At 72.7% G+C, this 16,778-nt stretch carries 12 protein-coding genes; 8 read left to right on the forward strand and 4 right to left on the reverse strand.

Annotation, left to right across the window (positions count from 1 at the left end; genetic code table 11):
* Window positions 1-11 precede the first annotated feature (11 nt).
* The 4 genes from Pta02_RS14980 to Pta02_RS14995 all read left to right on the forward strand — a co-directional run bounded on the left by Pta02_RS14980 (window position 12) and on the right by Pta02_RS14995 (window position 4,350).
* Entirely contained in the window at window positions 12-923 is a 912-nt protein-coding gene (locus tag Pta02_RS14980) for a decaprenyl-phosphate phosphoribosyltransferase (RefSeq protein WP_203875479.1), read from the forward strand.
* Between the two features lie 22 nt (window positions 924-945).
* Window positions 946-2,277: an FAD-binding oxidoreductase gene (dprE1, locus tag Pta02_RS14985; RefSeq protein ID WP_203875411.1), complete on the forward strand. Its 1,332-nt coding sequence runs from the start codon at window positions 946-948 to the stop codon at window positions 2,275-2,277.
* A gap of 96 nt (window positions 2,278-2,373) precedes the next feature.
* On the forward strand, window positions 2,374-3,120 hold the full coding sequence (gene dprE2 / locus Pta02_RS14990) for a decaprenylphospho-beta-D-erythro-pentofuranosid-2-ulose 2-reductase (RefSeq protein WP_203875412.1): 747 nt from the start codon (window positions 2,374-2,376) through the stop codon (window positions 3,118-3,120).
* A 114-nt stretch (window positions 3,121-3,234) separates the two neighbouring features.
* Entirely contained in the window at window positions 3,235-4,350 is a 1,116-nt protein-coding gene (locus Pta02_RS14995; RefSeq protein WP_203875413.1) for an NAD(P)H-dependent flavin oxidoreductase, read from the forward strand.
* A 156-nt stretch (window positions 4,351-4,506) separates the two neighbouring features.
* On the opposite strand, the gene Pta02_RS15000 is transcribed toward Pta02_RS14995, so the two are convergent.
* The 4 genes from Pta02_RS15000 to Pta02_RS15015 form a co-directional block, all read right to left on the reverse strand.
* Entirely contained in the window at window positions 4,507-8,061 is a 3,555-nt protein-coding gene (locus Pta02_RS15000; RefSeq protein ID WP_203875414.1) for an NIDO-like domain-containing protein, read from the reverse strand.
* 324 nt (window positions 8,062-8,385) lie between these two features.
* Window positions 8,386-9,201 carry a crotonase/enoyl-CoA hydratase family protein gene (locus tag Pta02_RS15005; RefSeq protein ID WP_239130581.1) on the reverse strand — a complete coding sequence of 272 codons (816 nt, stop codon included), beginning with the start codon at window positions 9,199-9,201 and terminating at the stop codon, window positions 8,386-8,388.
* Between the two features lie 68 nt (window positions 9,202-9,269).
* The gene (locus tag Pta02_RS15010) at window positions 9,270-9,914 is read right to left on the reverse strand and encodes a class F sortase (RefSeq protein ID WP_203875416.1); all 645 of its coding nucleotides are present in this window, start codon (window positions 9,912-9,914) and stop codon (window positions 9,270-9,272) included.
* Between the two features lie 286 nt (window positions 9,915-10,200).
* Window positions 10,201-11,667, reverse strand: a complete 1,467-nt coding sequence (locus Pta02_RS15015; RefSeq protein WP_203875417.1) for a hypothetical protein — start codon at window positions 11,665-11,667, stop codon at window positions 10,201-10,203.
* 379 nt (window positions 11,668-12,046) lie between these two features.
* Here Pta02_RS15015 and Pta02_RS15020 point away from each other — a divergent pair, with 379 nt between their 5' ends.
* The 4 genes from Pta02_RS15020 (at window position 12,047) to Pta02_RS15035 (ending at window position 16,776) form a co-directional block, all read left to right on the forward strand.
* Window positions 12,047-13,597 carry an acyl-CoA synthetase gene (locus Pta02_RS15020; RefSeq protein WP_203875418.1) on the forward strand — a complete coding sequence of 517 codons (1,551 nt, stop codon included), beginning with the start codon at window positions 12,047-12,049 and terminating at the stop codon, window positions 13,595-13,597.
* Window positions 13,581-14,510 (forward strand): Zn-ribbon domain-containing OB-fold protein, encoded by a 930-nt coding sequence (locus tag Pta02_RS15025; protein WP_203875419.1) that lies wholly within the window; start codon window positions 13,581-13,583, stop codon window positions 14,508-14,510. Before Pta02_RS15020 ends, Pta02_RS15025 begins: the two co-directional genes overlap by 17 nt.
* A complete protein-coding gene (locus Pta02_RS15030) occupies window positions 14,511-15,530 on the forward strand; it encodes a thiolase family protein (RefSeq protein ID WP_203875420.1) in 1,020 nt (339 codons plus the stop codon). It begins immediately after the preceding gene.
* A gap of 97 nt (window positions 15,531-15,627) precedes the next feature.
* Complete coding sequence (locus Pta02_RS15035; protein WP_203875421.1) at window positions 15,628-16,776, forward strand: thiolase family protein; 1,149 nt, start codon at window positions 15,628-15,630, stop codon at window positions 16,774-16,776.
* Window positions 16,777-16,778: the final 2 nt, after the last annotated feature.

Raw genomic sequence — 16,778 nt, forward strand, 5'->3', positions numbered from 1 at the left:
ACGACGAGAAAGTGATCGCACGGCCGCCGGCGGACCAGCCGGCGGCCGTTCGGCGGTTCTCCCCCCGCGCGCTGGTGCGGGCCTGCCGCCCCCGCCAGTGGCTGAAGAACGCCCTGGTGTTCGCGGCACCGGCGGCGGCGGGAGTGCTGGGGACGGCTCAGGGGGTCACGGGATCGCTCATCGCCTTCGCGGCCTTCTGCCTGGCGGCCAGCGGTGCCTACCTGCTCAACGACGCCGCCGACGTCGAGGCCGACCGCCGGCACCCCCGCAAGCGGTTCCGCCCCGTCGCGGCGGGACTGGTCCCGGTCGTGCTCGCGCGCGTCGTCGGCACCCTGCTGATCCTGCTGTCGCCGGCCGTCGCCTCGCTGACCGGCGACTGGCGGCTGCCCGCCGTGGTCGCCGGCTATTTGGCGCTGACCTTCTCCTACACCTTCTGGCTCAAGCACCAGCCGGTGGTGGACCTGGTCGCCGTCGCGAGCTGCCACGTGATCCGGGCCTACGCCGGGGCGGTCGCGGTGGACGTGCCGGTGACGAGCTGGTTCCTGGTGGTGGTCTCCCTCGGCTCGCTGCAGCTCGTGGCGGGCAAGCGGGAGGCGGAGCTGCGGGCCGCGGGGGAGAACGCCAGCGGCAACTCCACGCGGGCCATCCTGGCGGCCTACAGCCCCTCCTATCTCGCGCAGGTCCGCACGATGTCGTCGGGCGCGATGATCGTCACCTACTGCCTGTGGGCGCTCAACGACCATCCCGGGCCGTTCTACGGGCTCAGCATCGTCCCCTTCGTGCTCATCGTGCTGCGGCACAACCTCCTGGTGGACCGGGGCGTCGGGGAGGAGCCCGAGGAGCTGGCCCTGCGCGACCGGCCCATCCAGGTGTTCATCGCCGTCCTGCTCGCGTTGCTCGTCACGGGGATCTACCTGACGTGACCTCTGCCGTAGTCTCACCGCTATGACCTTTCTGACCGGATGGGGCAGGACCGCCCCGACGCCCGCGCGCCTGGCCAGGCCGCGCTCGGCCGAGGAGGTCGCGGAGCTGGTACGGCGGGCGCCCGGCCGCGGCGTCGCCGCCCGCGGGCTCGGCCGCTCCTACGGCGACGCCGCGCAGAACGCCGGGGGACTGGTCGTCGACTGCACCGCGCTGACCTCCTGGTCGCTGGAGGAGTCCACCGGCCTGGTCACCGCCGCCGCCGGGCTCAGCCTGCACGACCTGATGGCCGCGCTGGTGCCCCGCGGCTGGTTCGTGCCGGTCACCCCGGGCACCCGGCACGTGACCGTGGGCGGGGCCGTGGCGGCCGACGTGCACGGCAAGAACCACCACGTGGACTCCTCCTTCGGCGCCCACCTGACCTCGCTGACCCTGGTCACCGCCGGGGGGGCGAGCCGGGTGCTGACCCCCGCCGACGACCTGTTCTGGGCCACGGTCGGGGGCATGGGGCTGACCGGGGTGATCACCGAGGCGGTCTTCCGGTGCATCCCGATCGAGACCTCCCGGGTCCGGGTGGACGTCGAGCGCACCGGCGACCTCGACCACACCCTGGAGACGATGACCGCCACCGACGACCGCTATCGCTACACGGTGGCCTGGATCGACCTGCTGGCCCGGGGCGGCCGGATGGGCCGCAGCGTGCTCACCCGCGGCGACCACGCCTCGCGCGAGGACCTGCCGCGCGGCGCCCGGGGCGGGGACCCGCTGGCCTTCGCCCCGGGGTCCCCGCTAAAGGCACCGCCGTGGGCGCCGAACGGCCTGCTCAACCCGGTGACCGTGCGGGCCTTCAACGAGGCCTGGTATCTGAAGTCCCGGCCCGGCAGCCTCGTCCAGGGCCTGGGGCCGTTCTTCCACCCGCTCGACTTCGTCGGGGGCTGGAACCGCGTCTACGGCTCGCGGGGCTTCGTCCAGTACCAGTTCCTCGTGCCGTTCGGCCGGGAGGCGACGCTGCGGCGGATCGTGTCCCGGTTGTCGGCCGAGAACGTGGTCTCCTTCCTGACCGTGCTCAAGCGCTTCGGGCCGGGCACGCCGGGGATGCTCTCCTTCCCGGCGCCCGGCTGGACGCTGGCGCTGGACATCCCCGCCGGGCGGCGCGGCCTGGCCGGGCTGCTGCGGACCTTCGACGACTGGGTGGCCGAGGCCGGCGGGCGGATCTACCTGGCCAAGGACTCGCGGATGGCGGCCGCGACGATGGCGGAGATGTACCCGCGGCTCGCGGAGTGGCGCAAGATCCGCGACGAGGCGGACCCGGACGGCGTCTTCCGCACGGATCTGGCCAGAAGGCTGAGCCTGTGACGCCGGGCCCGGCGGAGTGCGGGCCGCGGCGCGGGGCCGGTGACGGAATCGGTGACAGGGCCGGTGCCGCCGGATGCGATGAGGGGATGTGAGCAGGTGAAGAACGCCCTGGGCGCGGTGGACACCGTGCTGCTGCTCGGCGGGCGCAGCGAGATCGGGCTGGCGATCGTGGAGCGATTGGTCCGCGACGGCGCCCGCCGCGTCGTGCTCGCCTCCCGGGACGCGGGCGGCGGGGAGCCGCCGGTGATCGGAGAGGCGGAGGTCCACCTGCTGGACTTCGACGCCTCGCGCCCCGAGACGCACGGCGAGGTGATCGACGCCGCGGTGAAACTGGTCGGCGACCTGGACGTGGTGATCCCGGCCTTCGGCGTCCTGGGCAGCCAGGCGGTCTACGACGCCGACCCCGTGGCCGCCGCCGAGGCGGTCGCGGTCAACTACGGCGGGCACGTGTCGATCGGGCTGCACGCCGCCCGGCGGCTGCGCGAGCAGGGGCACGGGACGGTCGTGGTGCTCTCCTCGGTGGCCGGGGTGCGGGTGCGCAGGGCGAACTTCGTGTACGGCTCGGCCAAGGCGGGCCTGGACGGTTTCGCCCAGGGGCTCGGCGACGCGCTGCACGGTTCGGGCGCGCGGGTGATGGTGGTACGGCCCGGCTTCGTGATCGGGCGGATGACCGAGGGCATGACCCCCGCCCCGCTGTCCTCGACGCCCGGCCAGGTCGCCGACGCGGTGATCGCCGGGCTGCGCTCGGACGCGGAGATCGTGTGGGTGCCCGGATCGCTGAAGGTGATGTTCGCGGTGATGCGCGTGCTGCCGAGAGCGATATGGCGGAAGATGCCCCGCTGAACGGGAGATGCCGTGCTGAAACGTGTTCTCGCTCATGTTACTCACTGGTACCGACGAAATGTTCTAGACTAGAACGCGTTGCAGTTTTCCGGGTGCCCGCCGTACCGTGACGTTATGCGGACACGTGTCACGGACATGTTCGGAATCGAATTCCCGATCTTCGCGTTCAGCCACTGCCGGGACGTCGTCGCTGCGGTCAGCCGCGCCGGCGGGATGGGCGTGCTCGGCGCCCTGTACTTCACCCCGGAAGAGCTCGAGATGGAGCTCAAGTGGATCGACGACCACGTCGACGGCCGGCCCTACGGCGTCGACGTGGTCATGCCCGCCTCCTACGCGGGAGCCGACCTCGGCGTCGACTCCGCCGAGGACCTCGTGGGACGCCTGCAGGGGATGATCCCCGAAGGCCATCGCAAGTTCGTCGACGACCTGCTGGCCTCGCACGGCGTGCCGCCGCTGTCGGACGAGGCCGACGCGGGCAGGGTGCTGCTCGGCTGGACCGACGCCACCGCCCGGCCGCAGGTCGAGGTCGCGCTCAAGCACCCGATCGCGCTGCTGGCCAACGCGCTCGGCCCGCCGCCCGCCGACGTGGTCGAGATGGCCCACGCCAAGGGCGTCAAGGTGGCGGCGCTGGCCTCCACCCCCCGGCACGCGGTCAAGCAGGTCGAGGTCGGCGTGGACGTCGTCGTCGCACAGGGGACCGAGGCGGGCGGGCACACCGGTGAGATCTCCACGATGGTGCTCATCCCGCAGGTCGTGGACGCCGTGGACGTGCCCGTGCTGGCGGCCGGGGGCATCGGCAACGGCCGGCAGATGGCGGCGGGCATGGCCCTGGGCGCCGAGGGCGTGTGGACCGGATCGATCTGGCTGACCGTGGAGGAGGCCGACACCCCGGAGATGGCCAGGCGGCGCATCCTGGAGGCCACCTCGCGCGACACGGTCCGCTCGCGCTCGTGGACCGGCAAGCCGGCCCGGCTGCTGAAGAACGAGTGGACCGACGCCTGGGAGTCGGCCGGATCGCCGGGCACCCTGCCGATGCCGCTGCAGTTCATGCTGGTCTCGGACGCGCTGCGCAGGATCGGCCGCTCCGACGCCGCCGAGCTGGCCACCTTCCCGGCCGGCCAGATCATCGGGACCATGAACCAGGTCAAGCCGGCCGGGGACGTGGTGTTCGGCATGGTCGAGGAGTACGTCGAGGCCATGGAGCGCCTGGGCCGCCTGACCGGCGACTGAGGCCCGGGTGCCGGCCGGGCCCGGAGCCGCGGCCGGGCTCCGGACTCCGGCCGGGCTCTGAGCCGCGGGCGATTTCCGCCGGGTACGGCCCGGCCGTCAGGCCCCTCCCCGCCCTCGGGCGAGAAGGGGCCTGACGGAGGCGGCCCCGCCGGGTCGCTACGGGACGGTCTTGTCGGGGCGTTCGGAGATGCGGACGAAGCTGACGAGGGTGTCCCCCGTCCGCTTGACGAAGCGCACGTTGAGCTGGCCGTCGGTGACCTTCACCGTGTACTGCCGGGTCACCGCGGTGTACGTGCCCGCCTCCAGGGCCAGGTCCAGCGCGGGGATCGCCAGCTGCCCCTCGACGACGACGTCGAAGACGCGCCGCCCCTCACGCATGGTCCGGGTCTCGGCGAAGCCCAGCTCGACGGTGTAGGTGCCGGCGGGCACCTGGTCGAACCGGTACTCCAGCATGCCCTCGCGCACCCGCCGGAACAGCTCCTGCTCGGTGGTGCCCGCGATCGTCCTGGTGGTGCTGTGGACCCCGGTCCCGCTGCCCACGTAACCGTGGCCGCCCGCGCTGTGGCGCCGGTCGGGGGTCCACTGGTCGCCCACCCCGTCGACGACCGTGCGGGTGCCGCCCGCGTCGACGGCGACCTGGTGCCTGGGCACCACGACCTTCACGACGATCTCGATCTGCGGGTTGCGGCCGCTGGCCGAGCGCACCAGCAGCCTGCCGGTGCGGACGGTGCCCGGCTGGACGCCCGCGCCGGAGGCGGTGACCCTCAGCGTCGCCGACGCGCCGGGGCCCAGCTCGCCGGAGGCGGGCGTCACGCTCAGCCAGGACTGGGCGGGGTCGGTCACGACGGTGTAGGCCGTGGCCGCGCCCGGGTTGCTCAGCCCGACCGTGCCGGTCCTGGTCGCCTCGGCGGGCATCACCAGGGCCAGCTCACCGGCCGAGGCCGTCACCCGGCCGGTGGCCAGCGCGACGTCGACCCGGGTCCTGACGCCGGCGGTGACGGTGACGTCCCTGGTGAAGGTCCCGTAGTGCTCCTTGGCGACCTCGACCTGATAGTCGCCCACCGGGATCTGCCCGATGAACGTGCCGTCCGCCCCGGTGGTGAAGGTCGCCACGTCGGCGGCCCGCCGGGTGAGCAGGGCGGTGGCCGCACTGCGCACCGTCACCGTCGCGCCCGCCAGCGGCTCGCGGTCGTTGGCGTCGGTGACGGTGCCGGTCAGCAGCCCGTGCCGGCTCGCAGTGAAGGTCAGGCCCTGCCCCTCACTGATCGCGGCGCTGTCGAGGGAGTACTGCAGCGCGTCGGTGCCGCCGGGGCCCTCGATGCCGATCGTCGCGCTCGTCCCGGAGTCGCGCTCGCTGTCGACGCCGCGGTAGCGGTAGCCGATCGAGCCGTCCTCGCCGAGCAGCACCGAGAACGAGATCCGCTGGGCGGCGTCGGAGTAGAACCGGGCGTTGCGCCATTCGATGACGAAGGCGCGCTCGGGCGCGGTCCCGACGACGGCGGTGTAGACCCCGGCCTGGTCGTCCAGGACCAGGTCGTCCCAGTAGGGGTAGACCGCCGCGTTGGGCGCGCCGGTGGAGGGCAGCGCCCCGTTGCCCGCCGCGGTGCTGGAGGCGGCGAAGCCCACGAACCCGTTGCTGCTGATCCAGCCGCCGGTGTAGGTGCTCCCGTAGAAGGGGAAGGCGAACGGCAGCGCGACCGGCTGGGCCGCGTCGTCGCCGGTGAGCGGGTGTCTCACGGTCCCCGCCGCGTACGGCAGCGCGGCGCTCGCGCAGACGTGCCCGAAGGCGTCGGTGCGGCGTGGCAGCTCGACGTCCCTGCTCAGGTCGGCGGTCACGGTGATCGGCACGGTCAGGGTGTCCGCGCACCGGGAGGCCGGGGTGACCTTCAGCCGGTGGTCGCCGTGCGGCAGCGTGAGCCGGTACCGCCCGGCGGCGTCGGTGACCCCGCCGACCGGGGTGCCCGCCGCGGCCACGGTGGCGCCCGCCTCGGGCGCGCCCGCGACGGTGACCGTCCCCGACACCGTGGCCGAGGGCAGCGCCGTCAGCGTCACGTCCCCGGTCACCGTCTGGTCGGCCACGACGGCGACGGTCTGAGTGGCCTCGCCGTACCCGAACTTCGTGACGGTCAGCCGGTACTCTCCCGCCAGGAGGCGGGGCAGCGTGTAGGTCCCGTCCTGTCCGGTGGCGACCGTACGGCTCAGCGGCCCGGTGACGGCGACCGTGGCCCCGGCCACCGGCGAGCCGCCGGAGGTGACGGTGCCCGCCAGCGTGCCGAGCGGGTCGTCGGGCGCGGCCCGGACCGCCGCGAACGCGTCGAGCCGGCCCTCGCCCCAGACGTTGTTGTCGGCGGCGGTGCCGCCGCAGCGGGTGTCCTCGACGTCGATCGCGGAGCCGTCGAGCAGCGCCCGGGTGGCGGCGACGTCGCCCTGCAGGCTGGGGGAGGCCGACCACATCAGCGCCACGGTGGCCGCCACGTGCGGGGAGGCCATCGAGGTGCCGGAGAAGGAGCCGTAGCCGCCGCCGGCCACGGCCGAGCGCACGTTGACGCCGGGCGCGGCGAGGTTGGGCTTGATCTCGCCGTTCTCACCGGCGCCGCGGGTGGAGGAGCTCCAGATCGCGTTGCCGGAGTCGAACGCCCCGGCGCTGTAGCTGGAGACGTACTGCCCCGGGGAGGCGCTGGAGTTGCAGCCCGCGCCCGCCAGGTTGCCGTTGGCGAAGGCCGGGAAGATGCCCGCCGCGACCCACGCCTCGACGACCTCCTTGTACCAGGGGTCGAAGCCCGCGCCGCCCCAGGAGTTGTTGACGATGTGCGGGGCCAGGTCGGGGCGCGGGTTGCGGCCGGAGAGGTCGGTGGGCGCGAGGATCCACTGCCCGGCGGCCAGCAGCGAGGCGTCGGTGCAGGTGCTGGTCTCGCAGCCCTTGGCGGCGATCCACCGCGCGCCGGGGGCGACGCCGATGACGTTGGCGCCCTCGCCGCCGACCATGGTGCCCATGGTGTGGGTGCCGTGGTCGTTGTTGTCGCAGGGCTCGGCGGCGGGGCACACGCCCGCCGGGTCGAACCAGTTGTAGTCGTGGCCGAGGGTGCCGTCGGCGTTCCTGCCGCGGTAGCGGCCGGCCAGCGCGGGGTGGTCGAACCGTACGCCGCTGTCGATGTTGGCCACCACGATGCCCTCGCCGCGGCTGCCGAGCTCGTCCCAGACCCGGGGGGCGTTGACCCGGTCGATGTTCCACTCGGCCGCCTCGACCTTCGCCGTCTCCTTGCCCGGCTGCGGTTCGGGCAACGCGGCGACGCGGGTGGGCTCGACCCGCTCCACCTCGGGCAGCTTGGCGATCTCCGCGGCGAGCTTGGCGTCTCCGGTCACCCGGACGGCGTTGGAGATCCAGAACGGGGTGAAGCCCGCGCTCTCGGCGGTGAGGAGCTTGAGCAGGCCGGCCTGGGACGACGCGGCGGTCTCGGTCTTGGCGCGGTAGACCTGCGCGGCCTTCTCGTCCTTGGTCGTCGCCTTGCGGGCCGCGGTGAGGTCGGCGCGGCTCTTCATGCGCACCCAGAAGGTGGCCTTGCCGTCGGCGGCCAGATCCGTCAGGACGGCTTCGTCGATCTTGCCGGGGTCGGGGCCGGGCGCGGCGTGGGCCACGCCCGGCGGGATCACGAGGGCGAGGACGGCGGCCCAGATCAGGGTCGTCCTCCGGCGCCGGAGGGTGGGGGACACATGATCTCCTTCACGTCGGGGCGGCGGCGCGCCGCCGGGGGAGTGACGTGGGGTGGACGTGATCTTCACCGCCCATGTGGAGGATCGTGAATCTCCGATGTCAACTTTTCAAGGCATTGACAGCCTGAAATGTCATAGGTCATGAAAAAGATCGGTGGCCGCCTGCGCGGGCGGCCACCGATCGAAGTCGTAGGAGAGCCGGGATCTTCGCGAGGCCGGCGTCTCCGCGAGGCCGGCGTCTCCGGGAGGCCGGCGTCTTCGCGAGGCCGGTGTTTTCGGAGGTCTGTGTCTTCGGGGGGCGGCGTCTTGCGGGGCGCGAGGCCCTCACTCGCCGCGGTAGACCGCCGGGCGCTTCTCCCGGAAGGCCAGGGAGCCCTCCTTGGCGTCCTGGGAGCCGATCACCGGCCAGCCGATGGCGTCGGAGACCTTCAGAGCCTCGGCCTCGGGCAGGCCGAGCGTCTCGCGGTAGGTGCGCAGGATCGCCTGTACGGCCAGCGGCCCGCACTCGGCGATCTGGCCGGCGATCTCCAGTGCGGCGTCGAGGGCCCGGCCGTCGGGCACGACGCGGTTGACCAGCCCCATGCTCAGCGCCTCCTGCGCGGTGACGGACCGGCCGGTCAGCAGGATGTCCATCGCGAAGGCGTAGGGGATCTGGCGCGGGAGCCGGATGGCCGAGCCGCCCATGGGGAACAGCGCGCGGCGGGCCTCGAACAGGCCGAGGGTGGCGGACTCGGCGACCACTCGCAGGTCGGTGCCGACGAGCAGTTCGGTGCCGCCGGCCACCGCGTACCCCTCGACCGCGCAGACGATCGGCTTGGTCGGCAGCGCGCCGGAGTCGCGCAGCAGGCCCTTCCAGTGGAAGTCGGGGATCTCCGAGGCCCGCTGCCGGACCCGGGCGTCCTGTGAGGGGGTGCCCATGGCCTTGAGGTCGGCGCCCGCGCAGAACGTGTCGCCCGCACCGGTCAGCACGGCGACGCGGACGCCGGGCTCGTCGGAGATGTAGGCCCAGGCGTCGGCCAGGCCGACCAGCATGTCCGTGGAGAGGGCGTTCTTGGCCTCGGGCCGGTCCAGGGTGACCACGACGACGTGACCGTCGCGCTCTATCCGGCAGTGCGGCGTGCTGATCGGCAGCAGTTCCACGGACGACCTCCGCTGGTTAGCCATTAATTAGCCAAGCGCTTGCTAGGTCATCCTAGGCGGGGTACGGCTCACGCCGCCAGATGGGCGTAGACGATGACATTGTCCTCATAGTGCCCCGTCGCGGAGTCGAAGTCCCCGCCGCAGGTGATCAGCCGCAGCTCGGGCGAGTCGGTCGCGCCGTACACCTTCGCGGTGGGGAAGGCGTCCTTGTCCACCCGTTCCAGGGCGTCCACGGTGAAGGTGGCGACCTTGCCGTCGGCCCGCCCGACCTTGATGGTGTCGCCTCGCTTGAGCCGGTTCACCCGGGAGAAGACCGCGGGCTCGCCGTAGGCGTCCACGTGCCCCAGGAGCACGGCGGGACCGGCCTCGCCCGGGGTCGGCCGGTGCCGGTACCAGCCCACCAGCTCGGGGCGCTCCAGCGAGGGGACCTCGATGCTCTGGTCGGCGTTCAGGCCCACCGCCTCGATCGGCGCGCCCTTCACCCCGGCCGCCGGGATGTCCAGCCGGACGGGCTTGGAGGCGCGCATGGGCTCGGCGGCGACGGCGAACGACGGCTGCCCGCCCCGGGCGCCGGCCCCGGAGGACGGCGAGGCGTCCGCGGCCGGGGTGGCGGCGGCCGGGATGACGCCGGAGGCGGACTCACCCGAGAGCGCCGACCCGGTGGCGAGCACGCCGCAGAAGACGGCCAGCGCCGCTCCCGCGGTGACGGCCATACGGCTCAGGGAAGGGGTGGGGCCGGACATGACCGGATTACCTGCCTCGGGTGTGAAGGGAACGCGGAGGTGGGGGGAACCGGGGGATTCAGGAAACGCGGGGAGCCCGGGAAACCGGGCCCGCGGAGCGCGGGGGCTCGGGGAACGCGGTGAACCGGGGAAACGGGAACCCGGGGAAGCGGGGCCCGGAAAGAACAAGGCCCGGAAAGAACAAGGCCCGGAAAGAACAAGGGCCGGGAAGAGCGGGGGCCGGGCTCGGCGGAGCCCGGCCCCCGGGGGCGGTGGATCAGCTCTTCCGGCCGCGACCGGCCAGCAGCACGCCGGAGCCGCCGGCGATCAGGGCGCCGCCGAGGGCCAGGCCCCCGAGGCCGGAGCCGGCCTCACCGAAACCGGTGGCCTGCGCGGTGGCCACGATGCCGCCGCCGGTCTGCGCGCCGCCCCGGGGGGTGAAGTCGGCGCCGCTGGGGCGGTAGGCCGCCTTGACCGTCAGCCGGGCCGCGGCCTTCTGCCCGGTGGGCAGCTTGGCGGTGAACCAGTAGGAGCCCGGCGAGGTGCTGGAGGGGACGTGGAGCCGCCTGGCGCCCACGCCGTCCCGGCCGATCCTGACCGTGAACGCCTTGCCGGCCGGGTCGAAGATGGTGACCCGGGTGCCCGGCGCCACGTACTTCGTCGAGACGACGGCGGTGAAGTTCGCACCGGCCACGACCGTGTGCGGGTGCAGGGCGAGGGCCAGCCTGCCCGCCGGGACCGGCTTGGGGGCCTCGACGACGGTCAGTGTGGCGACGTCGCCGGGCCCGCCGCGCAGGAAGGCCGCGAGCCGGTAGGAACCGGGGTCGGTGTCGCGGGGCACGACCAGCCGGAACCGGGCGGTGCCCCAGTCGTCGAGCCTGGCCGCGTGCGTCCTGCCGCCCGGGTCCTTGAGGAAGACCTGGGTTCCCGGCTCCACGTTCTCGGTCGTGACGCCGGCGTAGTAGACCTGGCCCTGCCGGACCGCGCGCGGCTCCACCTGCAGGTCCAGGCGGCGGACCGGCTTGACGACGGGCCGCTCCTTGATGATCAGCTGGGCGGAGGCGGTGCCGACGACCTTGCCGCGCAGGAGGATCTCGACCTGGACCGGGTAGCGGCCGGGCTTGAGCCGCTCGGCGGTGACGGCGGTGCCCGTGGCGCGGCCGTGGTGCAGGCCGACGGTCTGCACGGCGGGCAGGGCGGGGGAGCTGAGGCGGGCCCGGTCGGCGCGGTGCTCGCGGGCGGTGATCTCGTAGGAGATCTTCTCGCCGGCGTAGACGGCCTCCGGGCTCACGCTGAGCGAGCCGCCGTGACGCGGCTCCTGCGGCTCCTCGGAGTCGGTCGGCGCGGGCTTGGGCTCGGCCGGGGGCGTGCTCTCGGGGCGGGGCTTGTCCTCGGGCCGCGGCTTGCTCTCCGGCTTGGGTTCGGGCTGCGGCTTGTCCTCGGGCCGCGGCTTGCTCTCCGGCCTGGGCTTGTCCTCGTGCGTGCTCTCGGGCCGGGGCCCGGCCTCGGGCTTGGTCTCAGGCCGGGGCTTCACCGGCGCCTCGGGTCCGGTCCGCCCGGCCTCGGGCGCGGAGTCCTGGGCGGTGCCGGGGGCCTTGTCGAAGGTGGCCCCGTCCTGCGTCCCGGTCGTACTGGCGGCGGGACCGGCGGGGGCGCCGTCGGTGTCGTCGGCGAGCGCCGGAGAAGCGGTCAGTACGGCGAGGCCGAGGGCACCGGCGGCTGCCAGGGACTTGGTGAAACGCATGATCTCCCCATCGGGGGCGGCGCCCGGGCAAGGTGAGCCCGGCTCGGAAACGCCGTCCCGCGTTCCGTCATACTCCCTTAGCAAAAACCTTATTTGCGACATACGGCCACTTTTAGGGCGAAACTTGACTTTCTTCTTACTTTTCGTGTGCTACCGGTGGCCCGGAAATCACTCTGCGTGACGTAAAGGTAAAGGCCGGATATAGGGATACGGCTAAAATCAAGCGCTTGCTCGGTGAGCGGCGAGCGGGTTACTCTGCCCGTGCGTATGAGAACCGATTCTCGTTCGCCACCGCCCGCGCTGCCAGAGCCCTGTCGCGATCTCGGGGGATCTCCCTCGCTCCGGCGGTCCGGGGCCTTTCGAGTCGAAGGGATTTCGGATGGGGACGCTCGGCTTCTGGAGACTGGCGCAGGCGGATCCGGACTGGATCGCCGCGGTGGATCCGGACGGCACCGAACACCGCGCGGGCGACCTGCTGGCCAGGGCCAACCGCATCGTGCACGGCCTGCGCGGACTCGGTCTCGAACCCGGTGACGGCATCTGCGGCCTGGTCCCCAACGGCGCCGACGGCCTGGCGCTCTATCTGGCCGCGCTGCAGGCCGGGTGGTACTACACGCCGATCAACTGGCACCTCACCGGCCCCGAGATCGCCTACATCGTCGACGACAGCGAGGCGAAGGCCTTCTTCGTCCACGAGCGCCACGCGGAGGAGGGCATGCGCGGCGCGGCGGAGTCCGGCATATCCGCCGACCGCGTCTTCGCCTTCGGCCGGGTGGAGGGCGCCCGGCCGGTGGCGGAGCTGACCGACGGGCAGCCGGACGACGCCCCCGCCGGCCGTACGGCGGGCGCCACCATGCACTACACCTCCGGCACCACGGGCCGGCCCAAGGGCGTGCGCCGCCCGCTCAACGGCCTGGACCCCGACGACGCGGCCGAGCTGATGACGTTCCTGCTGGCGATGTTCGGGATCACCCCCGGCAAGGAGAACGCGCACCTGGTCACCTCGCCCAGCTACCACACCGCCGTCACCCAGTTCGGCGGTACGGCGCTGCACATGGGCCACACGCTCGTCTACATGGACAAGTGGGACGCCGAGGAGCTGCTCCGGCTCTGCGAGCGCTACCGGGTCACCAACTCCCACATGGTCCCCACCCACTTCAAGCGCCTGCTCGCGCTCCCGGAGGAGGTCAGGAACAGGTACGACCTGTCCTCGCTCAAGTGGATGATCCACGCCGCCGCCCCCTGCCCGGTCCCGGTCAAGTGGGCGATGCTCCAATGGTGGGGCGACTGCGTCTACGAGTACTACGCGGCGACCGAGGGCGGCGGCACCATCGCCACCCCCGAGGCCTGGAAGAAGCACCCCGGCACCGTGGGGACCGCCTGGCCGATCAGTGAGCTGCTCATCGTGGACGACGACCTGGAACCGGTCCCGACCGGCACCCCGGGCACGATCTACATGAAGATGGCCGGCGTCAGCTTCGAGTACAAGGGCGACAGGGCCAAGACCGAGGCCAACCGGCTCAAGGACCACTTCACCGTCGGCGACATCGGCTACCTGGACGAAGAGGGCTTCCTGTACCTCTGCGACCGCAAGGCCGACATGATCATCTCGGGTGGCGCCAACATCTACCCGGCCGAGATCGAGAACGAGCTGATGGTCCATCCGAAGGTCGGCGACGTGGCCGTGTTCGGCATCCCGGACGAGGAGTGGGGCGAGCAGATCAAGGCCGTGATCGAGCCCGCGCCCGGGGTGCCCCCCTCGCCCGAGCTGGCCGCGGAGATCCTCGACTCGCTCAAGGGCCGCCTGTCGAAGATGAAGTGGCCCAAGTCCATCGACTTCATCGAGGAGATGCCGCGCGAGCCCAACGGCAAGCTCCTCAAACGCAAACTGCGCGCGCCGTACTGGGAGGGGCATGACCGTGCCATCTGACGCGACCACGTCACCGGGATCGCCCGAGGACCTGGTCGCCGACCACGTCCTGGAGTTCCCCGGCGGGTACACCCGCACCACCGGGCCGGTGATCGGGCGCTTCCTCACCGAGCTGCGGGACGGGCGGATCGTCGGGGTCCGCACGGCCGACGGCAGGACGCTGGTCCCCCCGCTGGAGTACGACCCGCAGACCGGCGAGGCGGTCACCGGCGAGTTCACCGAGGTCGGCCCGGCCGGGACCGTCGAGAGCTGGTCGTGGGTGGGCGAGCCCCGCGCCGGCCACCCGCTGGACCGGCCCTTCGCCTGGGCGCTGATCCGGCTGGACGGCGCCGACACCTCGCTGGTGCACGCGGTGGACCCCGGCGACGCCCGGGCCATGCGCCGGGGGCTGCGGGTCCGCCCCCGCTGGAAGAGCTCCCGCTCCGGGCACATCACCGACATCGAGAGCTTCGTCCCCGAGGTCACGAAGATCGTCTCTCCGGTCCGGATGGAGTATCGCGTCCGGCCGGGCAGGGCGCTGGCCCGCTTCCTGGAGGGCGTCGCGCGGGGCGTCTTCCTCGGCTGCCGGTGCGGCTCCTGCCACAAGGTCTACGTGCCCTACCGGTTGTCGTGCCCCGAGTGCGGCGTCGCGATCAGCGAGGAGGTCGAGCTGCCGGACACCGGCACGATCACCACCTTCGCGATCAACAACCTCCCTGACCCGCGCGCCCCCCAGGTGCCGTTCGTCTCGGCCTACATCCTGCTCGACGGCTCGGACATCCCGATGATCGCCCTGGTCGGCGACGTCCCGGCGCACGAGGTGCGGCAGGGCATGCGGGTGCGGGCCGTCTGGGTGCCGGAGGAGGAGCGGACGGCGTCCATGTCCAACATCAAGTGGTTCGCCCCCACCGGCGAGCCGGACGCGGAGCTGTAGATGCGGGAGATAGCGGTCATCGCGTTCGCCCAGACGAAGCACAGCGCGACCGACGAGGGACTCACCGAGCCGGAGCTGATCCTTCCTGTGCTGGACGAGGTCAGGGAGCGGTCGGGCCTGCGCACGTTCGGCTTCACCTGCTCGGGGAGCTGCGACTACCTGGCCGGGGCGCCGTTCTCGTTCGTCTCCGCGCTCGACGCGCTCGGCGCCTGGCCGCCGATCTCCGAGAGCCACGTGGAGATGGACGCGGCCTGGGCGCTGTACGAGGCGTGGGTGCGGCTCCAGCACGGCGACGTCGACTCGGCGCTGGTCTACGGCTTCGGCAAGTCGTCCCAGGGGGACCTGCGGGAGATCATGACCCTCCAGCTGGACCCCTACTATCTGGCCCCGCTCGGCCTGGACCAGGTGTCCTTCGCCGCGCTCCAGGCCACGGCGAGCGGGGCGGAGCGCGCCGAGCTGGATGAGATCGTACGGCGCAGCCGCGCCGCCGGGCGGGACAACCCCTACGCCCTCGACCTGCCCGATCCCGAGGGGGACGCCTTCGAGGTCGAGCCGCTGAGGCCGTACGACATCGCCCCCGTCACCGACGGCGCCGCCGCGGTGGTGCTGGCCGCCGGGGACCTGGCCAGGGAGCTGTGCGAGCGTCCCGCCTGGATCAGGGGCATCGCCCATCGCATAGATCCCCATTACCTGGGCATGAGAGATCTGGCCCGGTCGGCCTCCGCCGCCGAAGCCGCACGTGCGGCGGGGGTCGGCAAGGGTCACGTCGACGTGGCCGAGCTCCACGTCCAGTTCAGCCACGAGGAACCCATCCTGCGCCGGGCGCTGGAGCTGCCCGACTCCACCGTGGTCAACCCCAGCGGCGGCCCGCTGGCCGCCAACCCCGTCATGGCCACCGGCCTCATCCGGATCGGCGAGGCGGCCCGGCGGATCACGGACGGCACCGCGGGCCGTACGGTCGCCCACGCCACCGGCGGCCCCTGCCTGCAGCACAACCTCGTCACCGTGATGGAGGGCTGAGCCATGGGTGACCCGGAGCGAGCCCGATCGAGTGAGCGCAGCGGTCTGCGCGGCGAAGCAAGCAGCCCGCGGAGCGAACGAGGAGTGGTGAGCGACCATGGGTAACCGTTGCGCGGTCATCGGGGTCGGCCAGACCTACTACACGACCAAGCGCAGGGACGTCTCCATCGCCGGGCTGGTCCGCGAGGCCGCCGTCAGGGCACTGGAGGACGCCGGGCTGACCTGGAAGGACATCGACGCCGTCGTCGTCGGCAAGGCCCCCGACCTGTTCGAGGGCGTGATGATGCCGGAGGCCTACCTGGCCGACGCGCTCGGCGCGGCGGGCAAGCCGATGATGCGGGTGCACACCGCCGGCTCGGTCGGCGGGTCCACCGCGCTGGTCGGCGCCTCGCTGATCCAGGGCGGCGTGCACGACCGGGTGCTGGTGGTCGCCTTCGAGAAGCAGTCGGAGTCCAACGCCACCTGGGCCCTGTCCACGCACCTGCCCTTCAGCGCCTCGCTGGTGGTCGGCGCGGGCGGCTACTTCGCCCCGCACATCCGCGAGTACATGCGCCGGTCGGGGGCGCCCGACCACATCGGCACGCTGGTCGCCGTCAAGGACCGGCAGAACGCGCTGAAGAACCCCTACGCCCACCTGAAGATCCCGCAGATCAGCCGGGAGATGGTCGAGTCGACGCCGATGCTCTGGGAGCCGATCCGCTACCTGGAGACCTGCCCGTCGAGCGACGGCGCCTGCGCGATGGTGCTGTCGTCGGAGAAGGCGGTCACCGGCACTCCGGCCTGGGTGCTCGGTACGGCGATGCGCTCCGAACCGATCTTCCGGGCCGGGCGCGACACGGTGAACCCGCAAGGCGGCAAGGACTGCGCCGCCGACGTCTACCGGCAGGCCGGGATCGCCGATCCGCGCCGGGACATCGACGTGGCCGAGGTGTACGTGCCCTTCTCCTGGTACGAGCCGATGTGGCTGGAGAACCTCGGCTTCGCCGCCGAGGGGGAGGGCTGGAAGCTCACCGAGGGCGGGGCCACCGCCTTGGACGGCGACATCCCGTGGAACGCCTCCGGCGGCGTGCTCTCCAGCAACCCGATCGGCGCGTCCGGGCTGATCCGGTTCGCCGAGGCGGCGCTCCAGGTCCGCGGGATGGCGGGGGAGCACCAGGTGGACGGGGCCCGCCGGGCCCTGGGGCACGCCTACGGGGGAGGCGCGCAGTTCTTCGCGATGTGGATGGTCGGCAGCGACAAACCATAGGT

Origin of the sequence: Paraplanobispora takensis (assembly GCF_016863195.1) — a bacterium.
GTDB classification, from domain to species: Bacteria; Actinomycetota; Actinomycetes; order Streptosporangiales; family Streptosporangiaceae; genus Planobispora; species Planobispora takensis.